This window comes from Paenibacillus tepidiphilus, from assembly GCF_008635795.1.
GTDB classification, from domain to species: domain Bacteria; phylum Bacillota; class Bacilli; order Paenibacillales; family Paenibacillaceae; genus Paenibacillus_AQ; species Paenibacillus_AQ tepidiphilus.
The window spans coordinates 1-17853 of sequence record NZ_VWRQ01000033.1 but is presented as its reverse complement, the minus strand read 5'-3'; the positions used below and the strand labels follow the sequence as shown (position 1 = coordinate 17853).

At 52.9% G+C, this 17853-nt stretch carries 18 protein-coding genes and 1 pseudogene; 11 read left to right on the top strand and 8 right to left on the bottom strand.

Annotated features, from left to right (window positions below; all coding sequences use genetic code 11):
• Positions 1 to 119: 119 nt before the first annotated feature.
• Entirely contained in the window at positions 120 to 911 is a 792-nt protein-coding gene (locus F1379_RS27585; RefSeq protein WP_150275684.1) for a hypothetical protein, read from the bottom strand.
• A gap of 174 nt (positions 912 to 1085) precedes the next feature.
• Here F1379_RS27585 and F1379_RS27580 point away from each other — a divergent pair, with 174 nt between their 5' ends.
• On the top strand, positions 1086 to 1970 hold the full coding sequence (locus F1379_RS27580) for an AraC family transcriptional regulator (protein WP_150275683.1): 885 nt from the start codon (positions 1086 to 1088) through the stop codon (positions 1968 to 1970).
• 753 nt (positions 1971 to 2723) lie between these two features.
• Here F1379_RS27580 and F1379_RS30805 read toward each other — a convergent pair.
• Positions 2724 to 3142: pseudogene (locus F1379_RS30805) on the bottom strand (IS110 family transposase); the annotation flags it as partial.
• A 235-nt stretch (positions 3143 to 3377) separates the two neighbouring features.
• On the opposite strand from F1379_RS30805, the gene F1379_RS27570 reads away from it, so the two are divergent.
• Positions 3378 to 4373: a phosphotransferase enzyme family protein gene (locus F1379_RS27570; protein WP_150275682.1), complete on the top strand. Its 996-nt coding sequence runs from the start codon at positions 3378 to 3380 to the stop codon at positions 4371 to 4373.
• A gap of 100 nt (positions 4374 to 4473) precedes the next feature.
• On the opposite strand, the gene F1379_RS27565 is transcribed toward F1379_RS27570, so the two are convergent.
• Positions 4474 to 4752: a DUF2087 domain-containing protein gene (locus tag F1379_RS27565; protein WP_162551302.1), complete on the bottom strand. Its 279-nt coding sequence runs from the start codon at positions 4750 to 4752 to the stop codon at positions 4474 to 4476.
• 203 nt (positions 4753 to 4955) lie between these two features.
• On the opposite strand from F1379_RS27565, the gene F1379_RS27560 reads away from it, so the two are divergent.
• The gene (locus tag F1379_RS27560; RefSeq protein ID WP_150275680.1) at positions 4956 to 5540 is read left to right on the top strand and encodes a hypothetical protein; all 585 of its coding nucleotides are present in this window, start codon (positions 4956 to 4958) and stop codon (positions 5538 to 5540) included.
• Positions 5541 to 5550: 10 nt separating this feature from the next.
• On the opposite strand, the gene F1379_RS27555 is transcribed toward F1379_RS27560, so the two are convergent.
• A complete protein-coding gene (locus tag F1379_RS27555; RefSeq protein ID WP_150275679.1) occupies positions 5551 to 6492 on the bottom strand; it encodes an amidohydrolase family protein in 942 nt (313 codons plus the stop codon).
• 124 nt (positions 6493 to 6616) lie between these two features.
• On the opposite strand from F1379_RS27555, the gene F1379_RS27550 reads away from it, so the two are divergent.
• The 4 genes from F1379_RS27550 to F1379_RS27535 all read left to right on the top strand — a co-directional run bounded on the left by F1379_RS27550 (position 6617) and on the right by F1379_RS27535 (position 11120).
• Positions 6617 to 7306, top strand: a complete 690-nt coding sequence (locus tag F1379_RS27550; RefSeq protein ID WP_150275678.1) for a response regulator transcription factor — start codon at positions 6617 to 6619, stop codon at positions 7304 to 7306.
• Positions 7303 to 8307 carry a sensor histidine kinase gene (locus F1379_RS27545; protein ID WP_150275677.1) on the top strand — a complete coding sequence of 335 codons (1005 nt, stop codon included), beginning with the start codon at positions 7303 to 7305 and terminating at the stop codon, positions 8305 to 8307. Before F1379_RS27550 ends, F1379_RS27545 begins: the two co-directional genes overlap by 4 nt.
• 99 nt (positions 8308 to 8406) lie before the next feature.
• Positions 8407 to 9162 carry an ABC transporter ATP-binding protein gene (locus F1379_RS27540; RefSeq protein WP_150275676.1) on the top strand — a complete coding sequence of 252 codons (756 nt, stop codon included), beginning with the start codon at positions 8407 to 8409 and terminating at the stop codon, positions 9160 to 9162.
• Positions 9159 to 11120: an ABC transporter permease gene (locus F1379_RS27535; protein WP_150275675.1), complete on the top strand. Its 1962-nt coding sequence runs from the start codon at positions 9159 to 9161 to the stop codon at positions 11118 to 11120. The genes F1379_RS27540 and F1379_RS27535 overlap by 4 nt, the downstream gene beginning before the upstream one ends.
• Before the next feature lie 207 nt (positions 11121 to 11327).
• Here F1379_RS27535 and F1379_RS27530 read toward each other — a convergent pair whose 3' ends face one another.
• Positions 11328 to 12131, bottom strand: a complete 804-nt coding sequence (locus F1379_RS27530; protein WP_150275674.1) for a lipase family protein — start codon at positions 12129 to 12131, stop codon at positions 11328 to 11330.
• Between the two features lie 125 nt (positions 12132 to 12256).
• On the opposite strand from F1379_RS27530, the gene F1379_RS27525 reads away from it, so the two are divergent.
• The 3 genes from F1379_RS27525 to F1379_RS27515 all read left to right on the top strand — a co-directional run bounded on the left by F1379_RS27525 (position 12257) and on the right by F1379_RS27515 (position 14123).
• The gene (locus F1379_RS27525) at positions 12257 to 13273 is read left to right on the top strand and encodes a phosphotransferase (protein WP_162551301.1); all 1017 of its coding nucleotides are present in this window, start codon (positions 12257 to 12259) and stop codon (positions 13271 to 13273) included.
• 114 nt (positions 13274 to 13387) lie between these two features.
• Positions 13388 to 13828: a 2'-5' RNA ligase family protein gene (locus F1379_RS27520; RefSeq protein ID WP_150275672.1), complete on the top strand. Its 441-nt coding sequence runs from the start codon at positions 13388 to 13390 to the stop codon at positions 13826 to 13828.
• 13 nt (positions 13829 to 13841) lie between these two features.
• The gene (locus tag F1379_RS27515; protein ID WP_150275671.1) at positions 13842 to 14123 is read left to right on the top strand and encodes a hypothetical protein; all 282 of its coding nucleotides are present in this window, start codon (positions 13842 to 13844) and stop codon (positions 14121 to 14123) included.
• Between the two features lie 322 nt (positions 14124 to 14445).
• On the opposite strand, the gene F1379_RS27510 is transcribed toward F1379_RS27515, so the two are convergent.
• Positions 14446 to 15462 (bottom strand): DUF7309 domain-containing protein, encoded by a 1017-nt coding sequence (locus tag F1379_RS27510; protein ID WP_150275670.1) that lies wholly within the window; start codon positions 15460 to 15462, stop codon positions 14446 to 14448.
• A gap of 118 nt (positions 15463 to 15580) precedes the next feature.
• On the opposite strand from F1379_RS27510, the gene F1379_RS27505 reads away from it, so the two are divergent.
• The gene (locus tag F1379_RS27505; protein ID WP_150275669.1) at positions 15581 to 16135 is read left to right on the top strand and encodes a GNAT family N-acetyltransferase; all 555 of its coding nucleotides are present in this window, start codon (positions 15581 to 15583) and stop codon (positions 16133 to 16135) included.
• Positions 16136 to 16139: 4 nt separating this feature from the next.
• Here the strand turns inward: F1379_RS27505 and F1379_RS27500 are convergent, their stop codons facing one another.
• Together F1379_RS27500 and F1379_RS27495 are read right to left on the bottom strand one after the other, a co-directional pair.
• Complete coding sequence (locus F1379_RS27500) at positions 16140 to 16973, bottom strand: DUF6544 family protein (RefSeq protein ID WP_150275668.1); 834 nt, start codon at positions 16971 to 16973, stop codon at positions 16140 to 16142.
• Positions 16974 to 16980: 7 nt separating this feature from the next.
• Complete coding sequence (locus F1379_RS27495) at positions 16981 to 17454, bottom strand: helix-turn-helix domain-containing protein (RefSeq protein ID WP_239004840.1); 474 nt, start codon at positions 17452 to 17454, stop codon at positions 16981 to 16983.
• Positions 17455 to 17853: the final 399 nt, after the last annotated feature.

Below are 17853 nucleotides of genomic sequence, written 5' to 3'. Positions count from 1 at the left end.
AGCTCCTCCGATCATAATTCGAACTGAATATTAAGCTGAAACAAGCAATGTTTAATGATTGCTTAATGTTAAAATACTCCATTCATCATTTTTTGTAAATAGACGATTTCACCGGGCATTTATATATCGAAATGAATACGGCCGTCTTTGGTGCTGAGGTAAGGCGCTGTGTTCTGAAGATATGCATATTCCGGGAGCCGGACCAGACAATTACGCAGGATATATTTGGCCAAGGTGTTAACATATACGTCATCGCTGCTGTTGGCGACGTAGCTTCTGCAGAGCTGCTGAAGAAGCGGCTCCCTCATGGCGGCAATAACCGGCAGAGCTGTCACTGGCGGCAGCTCCGATAGGAGCAGCCTGAAATAAAAAACCGTCCCGGAATGCCTTGGATGATCCGCCAGATAACGGACTGCTCCATCCAGGAGAGGCTGAATCCGCTGCAGATCGTCGGGGAACACCGAAGCAGTGAAGCGCAGGGCTACAAGCGAGGTCTCATAGCATTCCCCTTCGGCGCAGAACCGGCCGAAGCATGCGCCATCGAGCCGGTCTGCGGTTGTATTAATCATGGATTGCAGACGCACACTGTCAGCATCCATAAACGCAAGCAGGCGCATAATTTCAAGCTCGTAGGCATTTGCAGAGAAGAGGTGTGTCCGCGGCGTGACCCAGGTCAACGTTCGCATTTTTTTGTTCAGGACAGGTGGGACGAAATAGCGGGGGGACATCATTATATTCGCGGAACCGGTATGGAAGGCCGTCTTCAGGGATTGCCGGAAGGTGTTAACCGTTTGCTCACTGCTTAAGCCTTGCCAGAGTGTCCCGGCGATGCGTGCTTGCTCGTTAGCTGAAACAGGTACGCCTTTTATCATTAATTCGTTGGCTATAAGCATCATTTGATAAGGGGTCAAAAGCTATACCTCCTTGGAAACTGTTGCCCAATGGGTTAAATATACAGCTTGTGTTAAAGTTCAAGATATAACAAAACGTATGCGGATTCCGGTATCCGTCAATTTCGTGCACTGAATGTCGGACCCGAAGGGTCCCAGTCTGATAGATTGAATGTGAGGAAAGGAGTGGCTGCGGTGAATCCGTTGACCTGTATGAATGATGCTCTGGATTACGTAGAGGAACAGTTGGACGGGGAGATCGATTATCAGGAGGTGGCCCTAAGGGCTTTATGCTCGGAGTATCATTTCAAGCGGATGTTCTCGTTTCTGGCGGGTGTTCCGCTCTCCGAGTATATCCGGGCCCGGCGGCTTACACTGGCCGCGTTCGACCTGCAGGGCACGGCTCTGCGGATTATTGATATCGCTGTGAAATACGGATACCGCTCGCCGGATGCGTTCGCCAAAGCATTTCAACACTTCCATGGCGTAACGCCCTCGGAAGCAAGGGCGGCGGGCCAGCCGCTGAAGGCCTTTCCCCGCATGAGTTTTCAATTGACGATCAAAGGAGGCGGAGAAATGAAGTACCGGTTGGAAGAGAAGGAAGCATTCCGCATTGTCGGCTTGTACAAAAGAGTGCCGATTGTTTTTGAAGGGGTTAATCCCGGAATTGCCGTCATGTGGCAAAGTCTGAATCCGGAGCGTATCGCCGCGCTGAAGGAACTGTCCGATACGGCACCGCAGGGGCTGCTCAGCGCTTCGGTGAATTTCTCGGAAGGACGGATGGAGGAGAAGGGGGAGCTGGACCATTATATCGGCGTGGCTACGACCCGGGACTGTCCGCCGGAGTTCGAGCAGCTTGAGGTTGAAGCGTCTACCTGGGCAGTATTCGAGGCCGTGGGGCCGTTCCCGGACACGCTGCAAAATGTGTGGGGCCGGATCTATGCCGAGTGGTTTCCTACCTCCGGATATGAACTGGCAGAAGGTCCGGAAATTCTGTGGAACGAGAGCAAGGACACCTCGTTGCCGGACTACAGAAGTGAAATCTGGATTCCCGTGAAGAAGCGGCCGGCAGGATTATAATGTATTGATCCCAGTCAAATGACGTCAAGTCCGGATGCTGGTGTCGGCAAGCCGCAGCGGTTGGAATAACGGACCGTTGCGGTGCGTCCACCTACGCGATAACGTTATCCTGGTAGCTTGACCAAGCCAAATCTAAGGATATTCACCTGCGTTCCTTTCCCGTGACGTGAACAAGCCGACAAACAGCCCAATCCGGCTGATCATTCTAGATGTAGGCGAAAAACCGACCACAATAGGCTACCGTGAAGGTGAATAGGGCAAACGTAGGCGAAAAATCAACCACAATATCTTGCTGTGGAGTAAAACAGACCCATTGTAGTCGGAAAACCGACCACAATGGGCCTCAGTGAAGGTAGACTGGGCAAATGTAGGCGGAAAACCGACCACAATCCACTCACCAAGCTCACCTAACGAAAAGCAGGACAGTACCTAAAAGTTGTCGTGTTAGCTCTATTGCAGGGTTAGTGGAAATCCCCACTTAATTTCACCTTTACGGTGGTTTTTACCAGACTAGTGCACTGACCGAGTCCAATCTAAGGACGATTTGGGCAAACATCTCCAGCCCTTACTCGCAAGTTAGATGATGCTAGCTACAATTTGATGCGGTCAAGGTACTAGTACCTTGACCAATCAAAATTCAAGATACAAGCGCTATAACTCTCCCACTATAAATTAATATTTCCTCTTGTTTGCTCACTCGTTCTCAGGTTTTCATTGCTGTGATCGCACTTTGGATATCCATACCTGTCTCTTGTACTTCCCGTTACGCACTAAATCGGCAATGACTTTTGCATTTTTTATAGTCGTTTTTCGTTGGTTAGTTGTCTTCCAGTTCTTTGCTTTTGTGTACATGATGCGGATTGACAATGACCACAGGGATGCCTTGTTTTCTCAAATACTCCGCTAGGGTGAATCAGCAGTGTCCGGTAGGCTCGATACCGAAGAGGACGTCACTCTTGGCATGCTCCTGCTGTAGCCCCTTCATCCACTGAACCAGTTGCTCCCGTCCGGTAAGGGTATTGGAGAACACACAGTCCTTTCCCAGTTCAATCCCCCGAAAGTCGACGGCACGGGCTATGTGGGTTTCTTTAAAAATGTCTGCGCCTACGACAAGTGTCTTGTCAGAAATTCGTGTAATCCGTTGAGTCTGTTTTCGATTGTTTATACTTTATGTTGAGTGCCAAATCAAAGGACGTTATGCGCTGCCATCACCTGTTCTTACTGGCAAGTTAGATGGTCCATAGCTGCAATTTGGCGCGCTCAAGGTCATAGTTAAATAAAGGAACTGTCCCAGACAACCATTTCATGGATTACGGGACAGTCCCCCGTTACTTGATTGTTCTTACTCATCGTCTTAGTATAGTGAAGACATCAAGCAGGTGAAATGGAGCAGAGGAGAATCGTCGGATGAAGCCTATAGTGGAAGATGATCCGGATGTTGTGTACCAGGAACTCGAAAGCAGCTGTAAATATTATTTTGGACTGGACGTTCAGAAAGCCGTGCAGGTCAAGCGCGGATGGCTGAATCTGAAATGGAAGCTCGAAACGAGCTCCGGGGTGTATTTGCTGAAGCAGTACAACGCCGGGCGGCTGAAGAAGTACAATCTGGAGGATCTGCGCGGGGCGCTGCAATTCCACCAGCAATTACAGGCAGAAGGAGTGGCATGTCCCCGTCTTCTGACGCATAACGGTGAGATTATGCAAGTCACGGAGAGCGGACAGCTCTTCGTCGTAATGGAGTACTGCCCGGGATATACGGTGCGGCCCGGCACGGCCAAGGAGAGCCAAATGTATGCATTAGGCTGTCAGACGGGGAGAATGCACCGGCTGCTGAACGATAACGCTCCGCTGCCTTACAAGGAGCCGCAATTCTTGCCTCCCGGCAAAGAAGCCAGAATGCTGCATTGGCAGAATGCCTGCAAGGAAGCTGAGGCGGACGGCAAGGCTTGGCTTGCAGAAATCATGGAGCTGCAGCTTAAGGCTACAGAGGCATTTGATCTGACGATACTTGGTAAAGTGGCTAAAGGACTGGCGCACCGGGACCTGTGGGTGGACAATATACTGTTCGAGGAGGACGGGCTCTCGGCCATTCTGGACTTTGACCGGCTGCGCTACGATTATCCCGAGCTGGACCTTGCCCGGGCGGTGATTTCCTGCTCGCTTCAGGAAACCGGCTTCCAGACTGACAAGGTCAAGGCTTGCCTTGAAGGCTACCGGAAGGAACAGAGCTTCGCCAAGGGTAGGCTGGCAGAGTCATTGCGGATGCTCTGGTATATGGAGAGCGAATGGTGGATTAACAAACAGATGGACCGGCATAGTGCGTCACCGGCCAGATTTGCCGAAGAAATGCTGTGGCTCTCCCGCAATCACAGTCAGCTTGATGAGCTGTTCGGAGATATGTGAGAGCAGTCCATTATAGCCAAACAAGATTGAATACTTCCGCTTCAAAAAAATAGGGCAGGGGAAACCCCATCGTTTCTCCTGCCGCTTCTAATGCTTACGTTCACTCGCTCACCGTTTCCTGCCGGGGCTTCCAGTACACGCGCCCGTCGCCGGTCCGTTCGAGGACATGATAATCCACGAGCTCCCGCCTCAGACAACAATGATCGTTATACGTGTGATTCTGCTTGATAATCTCATTGACTTCCGCCTCGGTATACTCCACTTCATTGCTGAACTTTGTACCCAGATATTCGATCACCAGCTTCTGGTTGCTCCGCTTGACGGGCCAATTGCGGATTTTGCGCTCAGGGTCCAGAAAATTGTCCAATTTAGTGCTCATTCCCATTCTCCTTTCTTGTGTGCAGTATATCATCTTACACAACTAATTATACATATATCTAATTAGAGTTCAATCGAATTTAATGATAACAGGATATTTCCTCCACAGGCCTTACGCTGAATTTGGCAGAAAATAGTATAATACGATTAGTTGACGAGTTTGTGTGCATGTAATTATCCTTGTCCACAGGAGGCATTATACCCATGAAGAAAATAGCTGCGATATTACTGGCGATGGCCTGTTACGCAGGAGGACTTACCGGATGCGCCACTAATGAAGAACCGGCCGCTCAGCCCCTGGCATTGGATGACGTGGGGGACTATACCGGCTTCGCCGACATGCCTGACTACACTAGAGAAGAAGCAGAAGCAGCAGGCTACATCGTCGCTGAAGAGGGCGATATAATTGCCAATGGGGAAGCCTGGGATGCGTTCGCCGTTAAAGCGGCTGAGGGCAGCGATGCCGCTGTGCGTCTGGCCAATTTCCAGGAGAGTGTGCTTGAAGGGCCATACTTCCAGGATGTGTTCTTCCAGGATGAACAGTACTACCTATTTGATAGCTCTACAGAGCCGCAGACCAAAGAGCCCTTCCCGTATCTGTTGAGCCTGGAAGGGCAGTTCGGGAATCCGTCCCGCCTGAACGGGGTTATTGTGCTGGCGCGCGATTCGCAGCTCACTTTCGAGGATGTTATGCATACTCTGTTATCCAGTACCTTTGATCCAGAGGCTAACCGCAGGTTCAAGCTAGTCCGCTTCTATACACCAGAGAGTTCAGCGGCCCTTGAATAGCTTCCGTCAGCTAATCCTGAACCAGTAACCCGGTTTCCCGGACCCGGTTAAGCTCCTCGGCCGTCATCAGGCCGCACCGATATAAATTCATATATTCCTGTGACACGCTCTGATTAAAGATCAGCAGGTCATCGCTGTTGACTGTAACCGGCACCCCATAGTCGAACAGCTTACGGATGGGATGGGAGGCATAGCTCTCCGCTACGCCCAGCATCACATTACTGGTGGGACATACGTTCAGCCGGATGCGGTGATCCGCCAGCCAGCGCATGATCTGCGGAGACTTAGCCGCTGCTACGCCGTGGTGAACCTCGTGCAGCTCGAGTTCCTCAACCGCTTCCATGACATCATCGGCGCTGCCGAACTCTCCGACATGCGCCTTCAGGACAAGCCCGACGGATTTGGCTTTCCGGTAGATTCGCTTGAACTTTACAATCGGTGCGGCCAGTTCGTCACAGCAAATGTCTGCCGAGCGGAACCACCCATACCCCAATATCTCATCCAGCCGTTCGAAGGCCTCATCCGCATTGCAGGCCCGGTCAAAGGCAAGCTCGGGGAGAAACCGGGTATCCGGAGCATACCGCTCGCGAAATCCGTCCATCGTCTTCATGAAGGGCTCCATCCCGCCCAAAGTGTCGATTTCATCCAAGCCGAAGCTCAGCGCCAGCAGCGAGATCCGGTCTTCACCGGCCTGTACGAATGAAGCCTCTACCCGCTTCAGATATCCCGGGGTGCCGGGACATACAGTTTTGACATGGGTATTGAACCAATTCGCCATGTCTCCCAGCGAGTCGAACACAGACGGAGGCGCCGCAATCTTCACGCCTGCCCATTCCTCGATGTAACGAACATTGCCTCCGCGCCCAGCATGGTTGTGCAAATCGCTTTTGGGTACACTCTGTACTCCTTGCAGTGACCCGCTCTCCAATGAATCCATGAAATGCTGTTTCATCTCATCCCTCCGGTATGATCAATTGTTCAAGGGTGACGATTATGTTAGGCTGTGTTATGTATAGAAGGCTGTCAATTATACGCATAATCCATATTATGGTTGCGTCTGAAATGCAGGAGGTCCCATGTTCAAAATCATGCTGATCGAAGATGACATTACGTTATATAACGAGATCAAAGAACGCTTATCCCAGTGGGGCTATGAGGTGCACGGCGTCGGCGATTTCGGCAAAGTGCTGCAGGAGTTCACGGCGGTGCAGCCGGAGCTGGTGGTGATCGATATCCAGCTGCCGCAATTCGACGGCTTTCATTGGTGCCGGATGCTGCGCGCGCATTCCAATGTGCCGATCATCTTTCTCTCCTCCCGGGATCATCCCAGCGATATGGTGATGGCGATGCAGTTCGGAGCGGATGATTTCATGCAGAAGCCGTTTCACTTTGAGGTACTGGTCGCCAAAATCCAGGCCACCCTGCGCCGGGTGTACAATTACAGCACGGAAGGCACCTTGCTCAAGACTTGGCGGGAGGCGACGATTGAGTATGGCAAGAATACTGTGAGCAACGGCAAGGGTTCGGTTCTGCTCACCAAGAATGAGATGTTTATTCTGCGGATTCTGGCGGAACGGAAGAACAGGATCGTCAGCCGCGAAGACCTGATCAAGGAGCTGTGGGACAATGAGCATTTTGTCAGCGACAATACGTTGACGGTGAATGTGAACCGGCTGCGCAAGAAGCTGGAGCCGCTGGGCCTCGACGCGTACATTGAGACGAAGGTCGGACAAGGGTATATGGCCACGGAAGAGGAAGCTTTATGATTCTTAAATACATACAAGAAAGACGGAGCTGGCTGCTCCTGCTGGGAGGCCTGCAACTGCTCCTGTTGTTCGTAGCCTATATCGACGCATCGATTCCGTTTTTGCCTATTCTTTATATCGTGATGCTCAATGTGCTGGTCTGTGCGGTATTTATGCTGTTCAGGTATCCGAGAGAAACACGGTTTTATGCCAAAATGGCTGCCTGGGACGAGGTGTATGAGCTCGGAGCCATCTCGGGGGCTGACAGCCCCTTCCAGGAAATTGTCCAGGAGGCGGTGGAAGGTCAGACGTCCCGTTACCGGAGGGAAGCTGAAGAGAATATTCAGCTGCTGGAGCAGGAGAAGGATGAGCTGTTGTCCTGGATTCATGAAGTGAAGACGCCGCTGACCGCCATGCAGCTGATGATCGAGCGGATTCCGGATGAACCGCTGCAGACCCGCCTAAATTATGAGTGGCTGCGAATTCATCACCTGCTTGACCAGCAGCTGCACCAGAAGCGGATTCCGTTCATGCGCAACGATCTGTTCATTGAACGGACCAGGCTGGAGCCGATTCTCCATGCCGAGATCCGGGCGCTGAAGTCATGGTGCATCCCGAAGGGCATCGGCTTCGATGTGTCGCTTGAGGCGGAAGAGGTGCTGACTGACGGCAAATGGCTCGGATTCATCCTGCGCCAGCTGCTGACAAACAGCGTCAAATACAGCGAGGCGTCAGACATTACAGTTGAAAGCAGACTTGAACATGAGCATGCTGTGCTGACTATAACGGACCAAGGCAGGGGCATAGAGGCCAAGGATTTGCCGCGCATCTTCGATAAAGGCTTTACTTCCTCCGCCGGGCGGCAGGAAGGTGCGGCTACAGGGATGGGGCTGTATTTGGCGAAGCAGGTGGCGAAGGAGCTTCTGATCGAGATTGGGGTCACGTCCGCCGCCGGAGCAGGCACCACCCTTACGCTCACTTTTCCGCGGGAGAACGATTTCGTGCGCATAACGGGCATGTGACAACAATGTCACATGCTCCTTCATTTTGTTCGGGGAATCGCAGGATAAATCCGCCCCATCCGCTTAAGATGGAAATATAGAAAAGGAGTGGATGAACAAGTGGCAATCCTACAGGCTAACAAAATTTACAAAACATACGGCAACAAATTCAACAAGCAGGAGGTGCTTAAAGGCATCGACCTGACGGTGGAGAAAGGCGAATTCGTCGGCATTATGGGCGCTTCCGGCTCCGGCAAAACGACCCTGCTGAACGTGCTCTCCTCCATAGACCGGGTTACCCGGGGCACGATTGAAATCGAAGGCAAGGAATTCACGGCGATGAAGGAGAAGCAGCTGGCTGAATTCCGCAAGCAGCATCTCGGGTTTATTTTTCAGGATTACAATCTGCTGGACACGCTGACAGTCAAGGAAAATGTGCTGCTGCCGCTGTCCATCACCGGAATCTCGAAGAAGGATGCACACCGCAAGTTCGAGCAGGTGGCCGGCGAGCTGGGCATTTACGAGCTGAAGGATAAATATCCGGCGGAGATTTCCGGCGGGCAGAAGCAGCGGACGAGTGCGGCGCGGGCGTTTGTGCATGATCCGGGCATTATTTTTGCCGATGAGCCGACCGGGGCGCTGGATTCCAAATCCGCCTCGGATCTGCTGAACAAGCTGGCCGACATGAACCAGAAGCATCAGGCGACGATAGTAATGGTAACGCATGACCCTGCAGCCGCCAGCTATTGCAGCCGGGTGGTGTTCATCCGCGACGGACAGGTGTACACCCAGCTGAACAAGGGCGAGGAGGACCGGCAGTCCTTCTTTAATGACATCATCAAGACCCAAGGCGTGCTGGGCGGTGTCCAGCAATGAGCCTGAATGTAATCATCCTGCGCAATCTGAAAAAGAACATCAAGAACTACTATCTCTACGTCTTCGCGCTGGTGTTCGGGGTGGCGCTGTACTTCTCCTTCGTGACCCTTAAATACGATCCTTCCCTGGATGTAATGGAGGGCACGATCAAAGGCGGAGCGGCCATAGGCGCCTCTTCAGTGCTGCTGATTGCCATCGTTGCGATCTTCCTGCTCTATGCCAACACGATCTTCATCAAACGGCGCAGCAAGGAAATCGGTCTGTTTCAGCTGATCGGTCTGACCAAAGGACGGATCTTCAAGCTGCTGAGCGCCGAGAACCTGATTCTCTATTTCGGATCGATGGTGCTGGGGATCTTGGCCGGCTTTGCCGGTTCCCGCCTGATTCTGATGATTCTGTTCAAAATCCTCGAGATTGAGGTGGCGGCGAAGCTGCGTTTCTCTACGGAAGCCCTGCGGCAGACCGTCCTTGTGTTCGCCGCCATTTATGTGCTTATTATGCTGATGAACTATATGTTCATCAAGGGGCAGAGCATTCTCTCGCTGTTCCGGGTGAACTCCACCACACAGGAGCGGGTGCGGAAGATGCCGGTGCGGGAGATTATCATGGGTGTGCTCGGCATCGCCTTCATCATCGGCGGATATTACATCTCAACGCAGCTGTTCGGCGGCAAGTTCGTCGATATGACGGATCTGATGGCGGCGATGATTGCTATTCTGGCTCTGGTTATCGTCGGAACCTATCTGTTCTATAAAGGCTCGGTCAGCTTCGTATTCAACCTGATCCGCAAACGTAAAAAGGGCTACCTGTCGATTAACGAGGTCCTGTCCCTGTCTTCCATCATGTTCCGGATGAAATCAAATGCGCTGCTGCTGACGATCATTACGACCGTATCGGCACTCGCCATCGGCCTCCTGTCCTTGAGCTATATCTCGTATTATTCGGCGGAAGCGCAGGCGCGGGAGAGCTCGCCGCAGGACTTCGGGTTTGTGAAGCTGGAGTTGAAGGAAAAGTTCACTGCTGCCCTCGATCAGGCGGGAATCAAGTACGAGGAACTTTACATTCCTACTTTTTATATGACCGTGGATGCGTCGCAGGTTATGGGCAAAACGGTGTATCAAAAAGATGAAGACAAACAATTGTTCACAGCCGTTATCAGCGACAGCAGCCTCGGAAATATAGATGTGAAGCCGGGGGAGACGCGCCTGATGGGACTTAGCGGCGCCCTGAAGAACTTCATGCCGATGAAGGAGACGGGAGAACTGGGCTTCAATACTACGGAAGATACAGTTCCAATGAAACTGAACGGAATCACCAGTGAAGCGGTGATGCCTTATCGCTTCGGTTCCGGAAGCGGCGTATTCGTAGTGGATGAAGCGGACTATCAGAAGCTGGTTAAGGTTAGCCATCCGGCATCGCAAAAGAATGTTCCAACGGAGTATTATGGCCTGAATCTGAAGGACCGCGGACAGATGAAGCAGGCGTACGAAATCTACACCGCCCAGGAGAACGCCCGGGTTAAAGAGGACACCTGGAAATTCCCGAGCTACTCACAGTATGAGTTTGAAATAAACCAGCGCACAAGCATGGGCATGATCATGTTCATCGTCGGCTTCCTGGGACTCACCTTCCTCATTACCTCCGGCTGTATCCTCTACTTCAAGCAGATGGATGAGGGCGAAGAGGAGAAGGGCGGCTATACGATCCTCCGGAAGCTGGGCTTTACTCAGGGCGATCTGCTGCGGGGTATCCAGTTCAAGCAGCTGTTCAATTTCGGCATTCCGCTGATCGTCGGCTTATTCCACAGCTATTTCGCCGTCAAATCCGGCTGGTTCTTATTCGGCACGGAAATGCTGACGCCGACGGTCATTGTCATGGTGCTCTACACGGTGCTGTATTCAATCTTTGGTTTGCTGTCTGTGGTTTATTATAAGAGAGTGATCAGAGAATCGCTGTAACGGTAAAAAACTTGGGTGTGATGTCCAGTGCGGATCTTCTTCGGCAGCCGTACTGCCCATCAAATGAATGAACCGGCCCGCCGTTGGATGACGGCGGCCGGTTTTTTTTGTTATTCCGGAGTGCAATCCTTCATAGGTTGGCGGCAGTAAGGAGAGTTACAATATTTGGAGAATGGGGGGGCTACCTTCGCGGATGCAGTGCGTTAATCAGACCATAACCCGTACTGCAGGGACCGGACAGAACCCCGGATTGGCTAAGCGTAATTCTTTTGTAAATTGCGGGTCGGATTTGGACAGCTCGGCGAAATAGCTGCTGATAATATGATTGAGCCCGATGGCACCGTTCTGGAAGGGCAAGGAATACAGCGGACGGACGTGGCTGTAATAGTATTTCTTCTCCCGCTTCGGCAGCTTGTAGACGGTGGGCGGTGCGTGTACGACAATATCGAACGGATTCGCATAGCGGAAGATGGCGGCGGCATAGCTCCCAGCGGCTTTTGCGAAGTCGGGGTCCCCGACGCGGGGAGAACCGTACGTGTAAAGGAGCGGCGGAAGGTGGCCGGTGTTAGCCGCAACATCTGCGGCACACAGCGTTGCAAGCGCTGCCCCGAGGCTGTGGCCCGTGACGTAGAGGCTCTTACCGGCGGGCAGCTCCCGCAGTGCAGACAATATGCCTGGCCGGGCGGAGCTGTAGATGTCCGTGAATCCGCGGTGGGTCAGGACATCTTCCTTGATGTACTTGAACCGCTTCTGGGAAGCTATCATGTCCGAGAACCAGTCGGTGGCCGAGCTGGTTCCCCGGAAAGCGACGATGATAGCCTCCTCAGATTCAAGGATGAACCCGAAGCGTTCCTTAACACCGGCGATGGATACGGCTTCGATGGTTGCTGTCTGTGTATAGCCGCGCGGAATGACAAATGCCCCGTCCGCATTACTGTATTGGGCATAAGTCTGGGCGCAGACCGCCGCCAGAAAGATCGCCCACCTGTTCCCGTTATCTGCCTTGCCCACCCGGACTCCCCCTTTACTACTCTGTTTATGACAGAAGCGGAGAATAGGTGTCTGTACCGGTTCAGCTCCATGCCGGGCTGAGAATCATGGTTTGGAATAGCACCAACCACAAAGGAGAGAACAATATGCCGCTGACAGAGCAGCAATTAACAGCAATTATGAATAACCACGGGCTTGCCGGGAAGATTAGCACCGGCGAGCCGATTACCCGGGGCCGGGCGGTTCTGCGGCCGGTAAGCCTGCTGGCAGAACGCGGAGAAGGCGGTGAAGGAGCAGAAGGAGGGGAAACAGGGGCTTCGCTGCAGCTGCTGGAGAAGGTTACCGCAGCACAGGCGGAGCCGGTTGAGAACGCGATGTACAGGTTGTTCGGCGGAAGAAAGGCGAGCCTTCCCAAGGTCTTTTACAATGCGTATGACGCTTTGACAGAGGAAGGGATTCTGCTGCTGGAGGATCTGACACCCACCCACGGGAATATCGCTGACTGGAACGCGCCGCTGGAGGCCGAGCCGGTGCACCGTCTGCTGGAGCTGATTGCGGGGTTCCATGCCGAAGGCTGGGGCGAGAGAGGTCTGCCGCTGCCGCAGCATTTGGAAAGTCTGGAGAAATACCTGGAGCATCTGGGGTATGTCGAGCGGGATTATGCCCATTTCCGGCAGTACTATCCGTTCCGGCTGGGGGCGGAAGAATATTCGCTGTATGAGAACAGCCTGCGCAGGCTGCAGGAGAACGCCGGAGGTTATATTGAACGCATCCACGCCCGCCGTCATACAACAATCCTTCACGGCGACTTGAATGCCTGCAATGTGCTGTATCCTGCGGTTCCCGGCGCTATACCGGTGCTGATTGATCTGGAGGCAGTACGGATTGGACTTTGCACGGAGGATCTGGTTATGCTCTTCGTGCATGATTTCTATCATGGCGGAGCGGGGACGCTGGAAATACTGCGGCAGTATTACGGCTTGTTGAACGCCCAGGTGGGCAGCAGTTACGGCTGGGAGCTTTTTATGCAGGATATGCAGTGGTCGCTGATGGAGGGACTGTTCTTCCCGGCGAAGCTGCTGGCGCATGAGGGGGTGCAGGACGAGGAACTGGTCTGGAAATCCATTCAGGCCTTACGCGGACTGCTGGAAACAGTCGTTTGAGGGGGAGAAGGAACAGGTATGCCATACGCGGTTGTAGGCTATTTCGATGCATTGTCAGACCGGAGGATTCGGAGCATTTGGCGGCGGTATGCCGAGACTGAGGTCAGTAGCTAAATATGGCACTCGAACAATAATCCCCATATCAAATTGGCGGTGTTTAATGAGCTGGAGACAGACCGGATGCAGTATGAGCTGGAGCAGTTTTGCCGGGAGTGCCAGAGACTTAACCTTCATTTCAAAAATTACGGACTCTATCCGGGCAAGCAGCCCGTTCTGTTTCTCGATGTGTCAGCTACCATAGAGCTGCTTGAGCTGCAAATGGCGGTCAGACGGACACTGAGCGGATTTGGACAGGAGATGGAAGGGGATTACTTTGAACCGGGAATCTGGAAGCCGGATTGTTATCTTACGACCGGATTCGAGCCGGACAGGCTGAATGAGGCTATTCACATTTTAAATCAGGAGCCGCTGCCTTTTGACGGCTATTTGGAGCGGATCGGCCTGATTAAATATTATCCTGCAGAACAGTGTTATGATTATCGACTCCAGGAGTAGGAGAGAGGGGGATATGATGAAAAAGATGATCGGCGGCATCGCCTTTTTGTTGTTCGGGCTGGTGCTGTATGTCAGTGTACGCAATCAGGCGGTGGAACATCTGCCGGAAGTGCACGGCTGGAACGGAGACAAAGGGAGATTCTGGCAAGCCCTTTCGGAGACCGGTGGCTTGATTCCGGCTAACATCGCAATCGCTTTTTGCGTGGCCGGGGCTGTGCTGATTCTGTGGGAAATCGCCGAAGACTATCTCGGGCCGCTGCAGGACTTGAAGCACAAATACAAGTCCGACTTATAGGCCACGGGCATACGCCAGCTAATACAAGTTCGGCACATAGACCCCCGGCATGCGTCGGTTAATACAGATCCAGATCATAGGCCACGGCCATGCGTCAGCTAACGGACCCAGTGTCCGTTAATCCGGCAAAACCGGGCTTTTCGCGGAATTAACTTCTGTACGGTCCGATTAGCAGTGGAGATTATACGAATTTGCTCCTGATCACTACAATCCTGCTTATAAAATAGCAGAGCGGCGGTCCTCCCATTCACGGGGGGACCGCCGCTCTTCAATGGAGTGATATCGGCCAGCCGATGTCCACCTTGACCCGGATACCGGCTGGTTAAGTGAAGCTGTCCCTGATTCCGGACATCGCATCTTCCAGCAGCGGCAGGCCTTCCGCCATAAAGGCCTCGATGCCGATCGACTCCAGGAGTGGCAGCCATAGACGGGCCAATGGTTCATCGGCGAAGATGATTCCCTGGGGCCTATGGCCGAGTTGCTCCAGCAGATCAAGGAAGTCAGAGGCGTCTTTACGGAAGGCCGCTGCCTTGTCTTTGACCGCCGAATGCAGTATCATCCCTGTCGCTTCATCACCGATCAGCAGTACCTCCGGGTAGAAGGGGCGGCCGCCGTCCTGCACAGGTGCCGGAAGGAAGAACTGCCCGATCTCCCAGTGTGCATCGGCCTGCACCGGCAGCTTGCGGACACGGGCGCCGTGCAGCTCATCAAAATCGGCGACCGGCGGCTCTCCTGCCGGCGGCACCTCCGGCGCAGGAGCGAGGAGCCTGCTGCTCCAGCTTATTGTCCCATCCGGACCGCTTTCGGGGACTCTCACCGGGAACAGGCCGTTGTCGGCCAGAAGTAATAGCTCCGGGTTGCCGCGTACAGCTTGGGCATATTCTGACGCCTGCTCCAGGCAAAGGGTGAAGAAAGCAAGCTGTCTGTGGTCCAGTACGGGCCAAGGGACATACCCCGGTTCATACAATCTGAAGGTCGGCCACGCATTGCGGCCCCGGAAGGACAGCCCCAGCGCTTTGAGCTGCTGATACTCTTCGGGGTACAGCTCGTCGCGGTCGTCAAAGGATAACATGAGACAATGCTGTGTGCGCAGCGGATCGGAGGGCATAATGCCCTGGAGCATCCGCAGAAGCACCTCCAGGCCTTTTGTACCGGGATATACGGCCATACCATACATTTCTCCGCCGTTTCCCATGATGCAGCAATATCCAATTTCACCGTTGTCGGGATTCTGCACCCCGAAGATGTCGCTGTTGGTCATCCATTCCCAGCAGGCCAGCTTCTTAAATGCCGCAGCCGCTGCATAGAGGGGCCGTGCTTCTTCAATAGGTAATTTCAAGAGGTAAACCGCCTTTCGGATTGAAGTTGCAAGTCCGTATGTTCATAATATAACACGAAGGTAATGACATCATTAACACGGGCAAGGAAACAATCTGCTGCAAGAGGTGTATTTTATCATGAATCGGCCTAAATCACTATTCATCGGCAGCCTTACGGTAGACGATATTCCGGAAGTGAACCGGATTTTTGCCACGGCTATTACCGGTGCCTTTGACCGGGAGGGTCTCGGACATTTGCATGAGGAGATCAGGCAGGAAGTCCGCCACAAACAGGAGCTGGCGGCGGCTTCGTTGCAGCCGGGCGGTTCGGACACAGAATTTCTCGTCGCCCGCGTCCATGGACGGGCTGCCGGAACGGTGTCCTTCGGACCCTGCGGCGAGGAAATCCGAATTTGTACTGCCCACGAACTGGATGGAATCGGTGAGTTGGGCAGTTTGTATGTACAGCCGGAACTTCAAGGACAGGGAATCGGCTCCGCTTTGATTGAGGCAATGCTGTCTGCGCTTGCGGCGCGGGGCATTGCAAGCTTTTGCCTGGATAGCGGGTACAGGTCAGCCCAGCAGCGCTGGTGTCGTAAATTCGGTCAGCCGTATAAGGTAGTGGAGGATTATTGGGGACCCGGCTCGCCCCATATGGTGTGGTTATGCCAAGTGAAGGAGCACTTGAAGTGACGCTTCACCGGTATTCAATCTGAATCTGGCTGCTGTCGAAATAAACCAGATCCCCTGTTTCATAATGCCAGACGGCCTGCAGCCGGTTAGGCTGGCGGATGCCGTTCACTGACCGGTAATCATCCATGAGTGCAGACCAGCGTACCTGCTGCATGGAACCGTCCATTCCCGTGGCCGTCCGGTCATTCGTGGTGAATGAAATACATTCGCCATTATCACGAAAGGTAAAGATCCCTCCGGCCGAAATGCCATAAGCGGTAATAATGGCCTGGGCATGCGTGTCATCAATGGGCGTCCAAGCGATATTATCCTGTAAGGCCGCACTTGGCAACAACAACGCCTCCGCCAGATAAGTCGCAAGGCAAGCCTGGTCCATCTCCGGGCCGCGCTGGTTGAACAGGGTAAAGGCTTTGGCCAGCACGCCCTTCATCCCTCCGCGGCCATCCTCATAGGAATCGAGTCCCTGAAAGGGAATGCCGTATAAGGATGTATCAATGAAAGCAAACCGTGCGACGGGCTGGACGAAATTAGCTTGCGTGTAGCCGATGGACACAGCGGGTTTTCCCGATGAGAGAACGAATTTCACATGGCCGAATGTAGCTCTCATTGAGGACATTCGAGGTGTTCCGGCAAAACCGGAGGTGTCCAAGTATTTGCGTACAGGAAGGGGGAGATGCTTCCAGTCGTCTGCGCTGAATGAATCCACAGGTAGCGGGGTATCCGCAAGCCTGGCGGCGGTGATGCGCCGGAATTCAGCCTGGGTCCCGGAGTACGGGAGCCTGAAGAACAAGATCACGGTCAGCACAATTGCGGACAAGCCGAGCCATACGTATGCCATAGTATGATTACTCCTCTTCCTCATAGGTTAACTGACTTTCCATGCGTGAAATATTCGCGGTGAGCAATGCTAATCCCCGATACAGGCCGTCTGTTTGTTCAGGTCCGAACGACTGAAACAAATTCTTCATGAATTGCTCTTCCCGCTTGCTTCTGCCTGCAAAATACTCCCCGCATTTGCCGGTCAATCTTACCCGCAGAATGCGGGCGTCGCTGCCGTCCGGCGCCAGGGAGACGAATCCCCGCTTCTCCAGAATCAGCAGCAGCTTCTTGAGGTTCTGTCTGGAGGTGCCGATCATGCCGGCCAGCTCGGTTAATGCGGGAGCTTCCAGCCCGCTCTTCAGGATAGCGGCAATCACCAGCCACTGCTTCGTGCTGAGCTGCTCATCCAGTTTATCGCCAAGCGACTGCAGGCGGTTGGCCAGCACAAACATGGCCCCCAGGATGTAAGCCTGTTGTTCACTTTGTTCCAAGTGGTTCACTTCCTTAAATGTGGAATAGGTAATCGGTTACTTATTATTATAGGTAACTGGTTACTTATTGTCTATATAGATTGAACTAAACATTTTAATTCGATTTTCGCTCACTAATTCAGCCTGTTTTACGGATTTCAGCCGTCTTATTGGATTATCGCCACTTCAATTGGCCGATATTGATGAAATCACCATTTTCCACCTATTTTAAGTGGCGGATATCCAACTATATAAGTTGAATTAAATTATCAGACAAGAAATATTTGGGTAAATAATTCAGACCGAAACCAAAAGAGGTGAGGTCAATGAAAATCCGAATATCAGAAATCGAATCTCTAATTGAAGCGATGAGAAAGACCAAAAATAAACGATTATATGAACGGTATCAAGCCGTTTGCCTTCATTTAG

Bases quoted from the DNA above. Each gene is read 5' to 3' on its own strand.
- F1379_RS27570 (WP_150275682.1), top strand. From the start codon at position 3,378: ATGAAGCCTATAGTGGAAGATGATCCGGATGTTGTGTACCAGGAACTC.
- F1379_RS27565 (WP_162551302.1), bottom strand. From the start codon at position 4,752: ATGAGCACTAAATTGGACAATTTTCTGGACCCTGAGCGCAAAATCCGC.
- F1379_RS27560 (WP_150275680.1), top strand. From the start codon at position 4,956: ATGAAGAAAATAGCTGCGATATTACTGGCGATGGCCTGTTACGCAGGA.
- F1379_RS27555 (WP_150275679.1), bottom strand. From the start codon at position 6,492: ATGAAACAGCATTTCATGGATTCATTGGAGAGCGGGTCACTGCAAGGA.
- F1379_RS27550 (WP_150275678.1), top strand. From the start codon at position 6,617: ATGTTCAAAATCATGCTGATCGAAGATGACATTACGTTATATAACGAG.
- F1379_RS27545 (WP_150275677.1), top strand. From the start codon at position 7,303: ATGATTCTTAAATACATACAAGAAAGACGGAGCTGGCTGCTCCTGCTG.
- F1379_RS27535 (WP_150275675.1), top strand. From the start codon at position 9,159: ATGAGCCTGAATGTAATCATCCTGCGCAATCTGAAAAAGAACATCAAG.
- F1379_RS27525 (WP_162551301.1), top strand. From the start codon at position 12,257: ATGCCGCTGACAGAGCAGCAATTAACAGCAATTATGAATAACCACGGG.
- F1379_RS27515 (WP_150275671.1), top strand. From the start codon at position 13,842: ATGATGAAAAAGATGATCGGCGGCATCGCCTTTTTGTTGTTCGGGCTG.
- F1379_RS27505 (WP_150275669.1), top strand. From the start codon at position 15,581: ATGAATCGGCCTAAATCACTATTCATCGGCAGCCTTACGGTAGACGAT.
- F1379_RS27500 (WP_150275668.1), bottom strand. From the start codon at position 16,973: ATGGCATACGTATGGCTCGGCTTGTCCGCAATTGTGCTGACCGTGATC.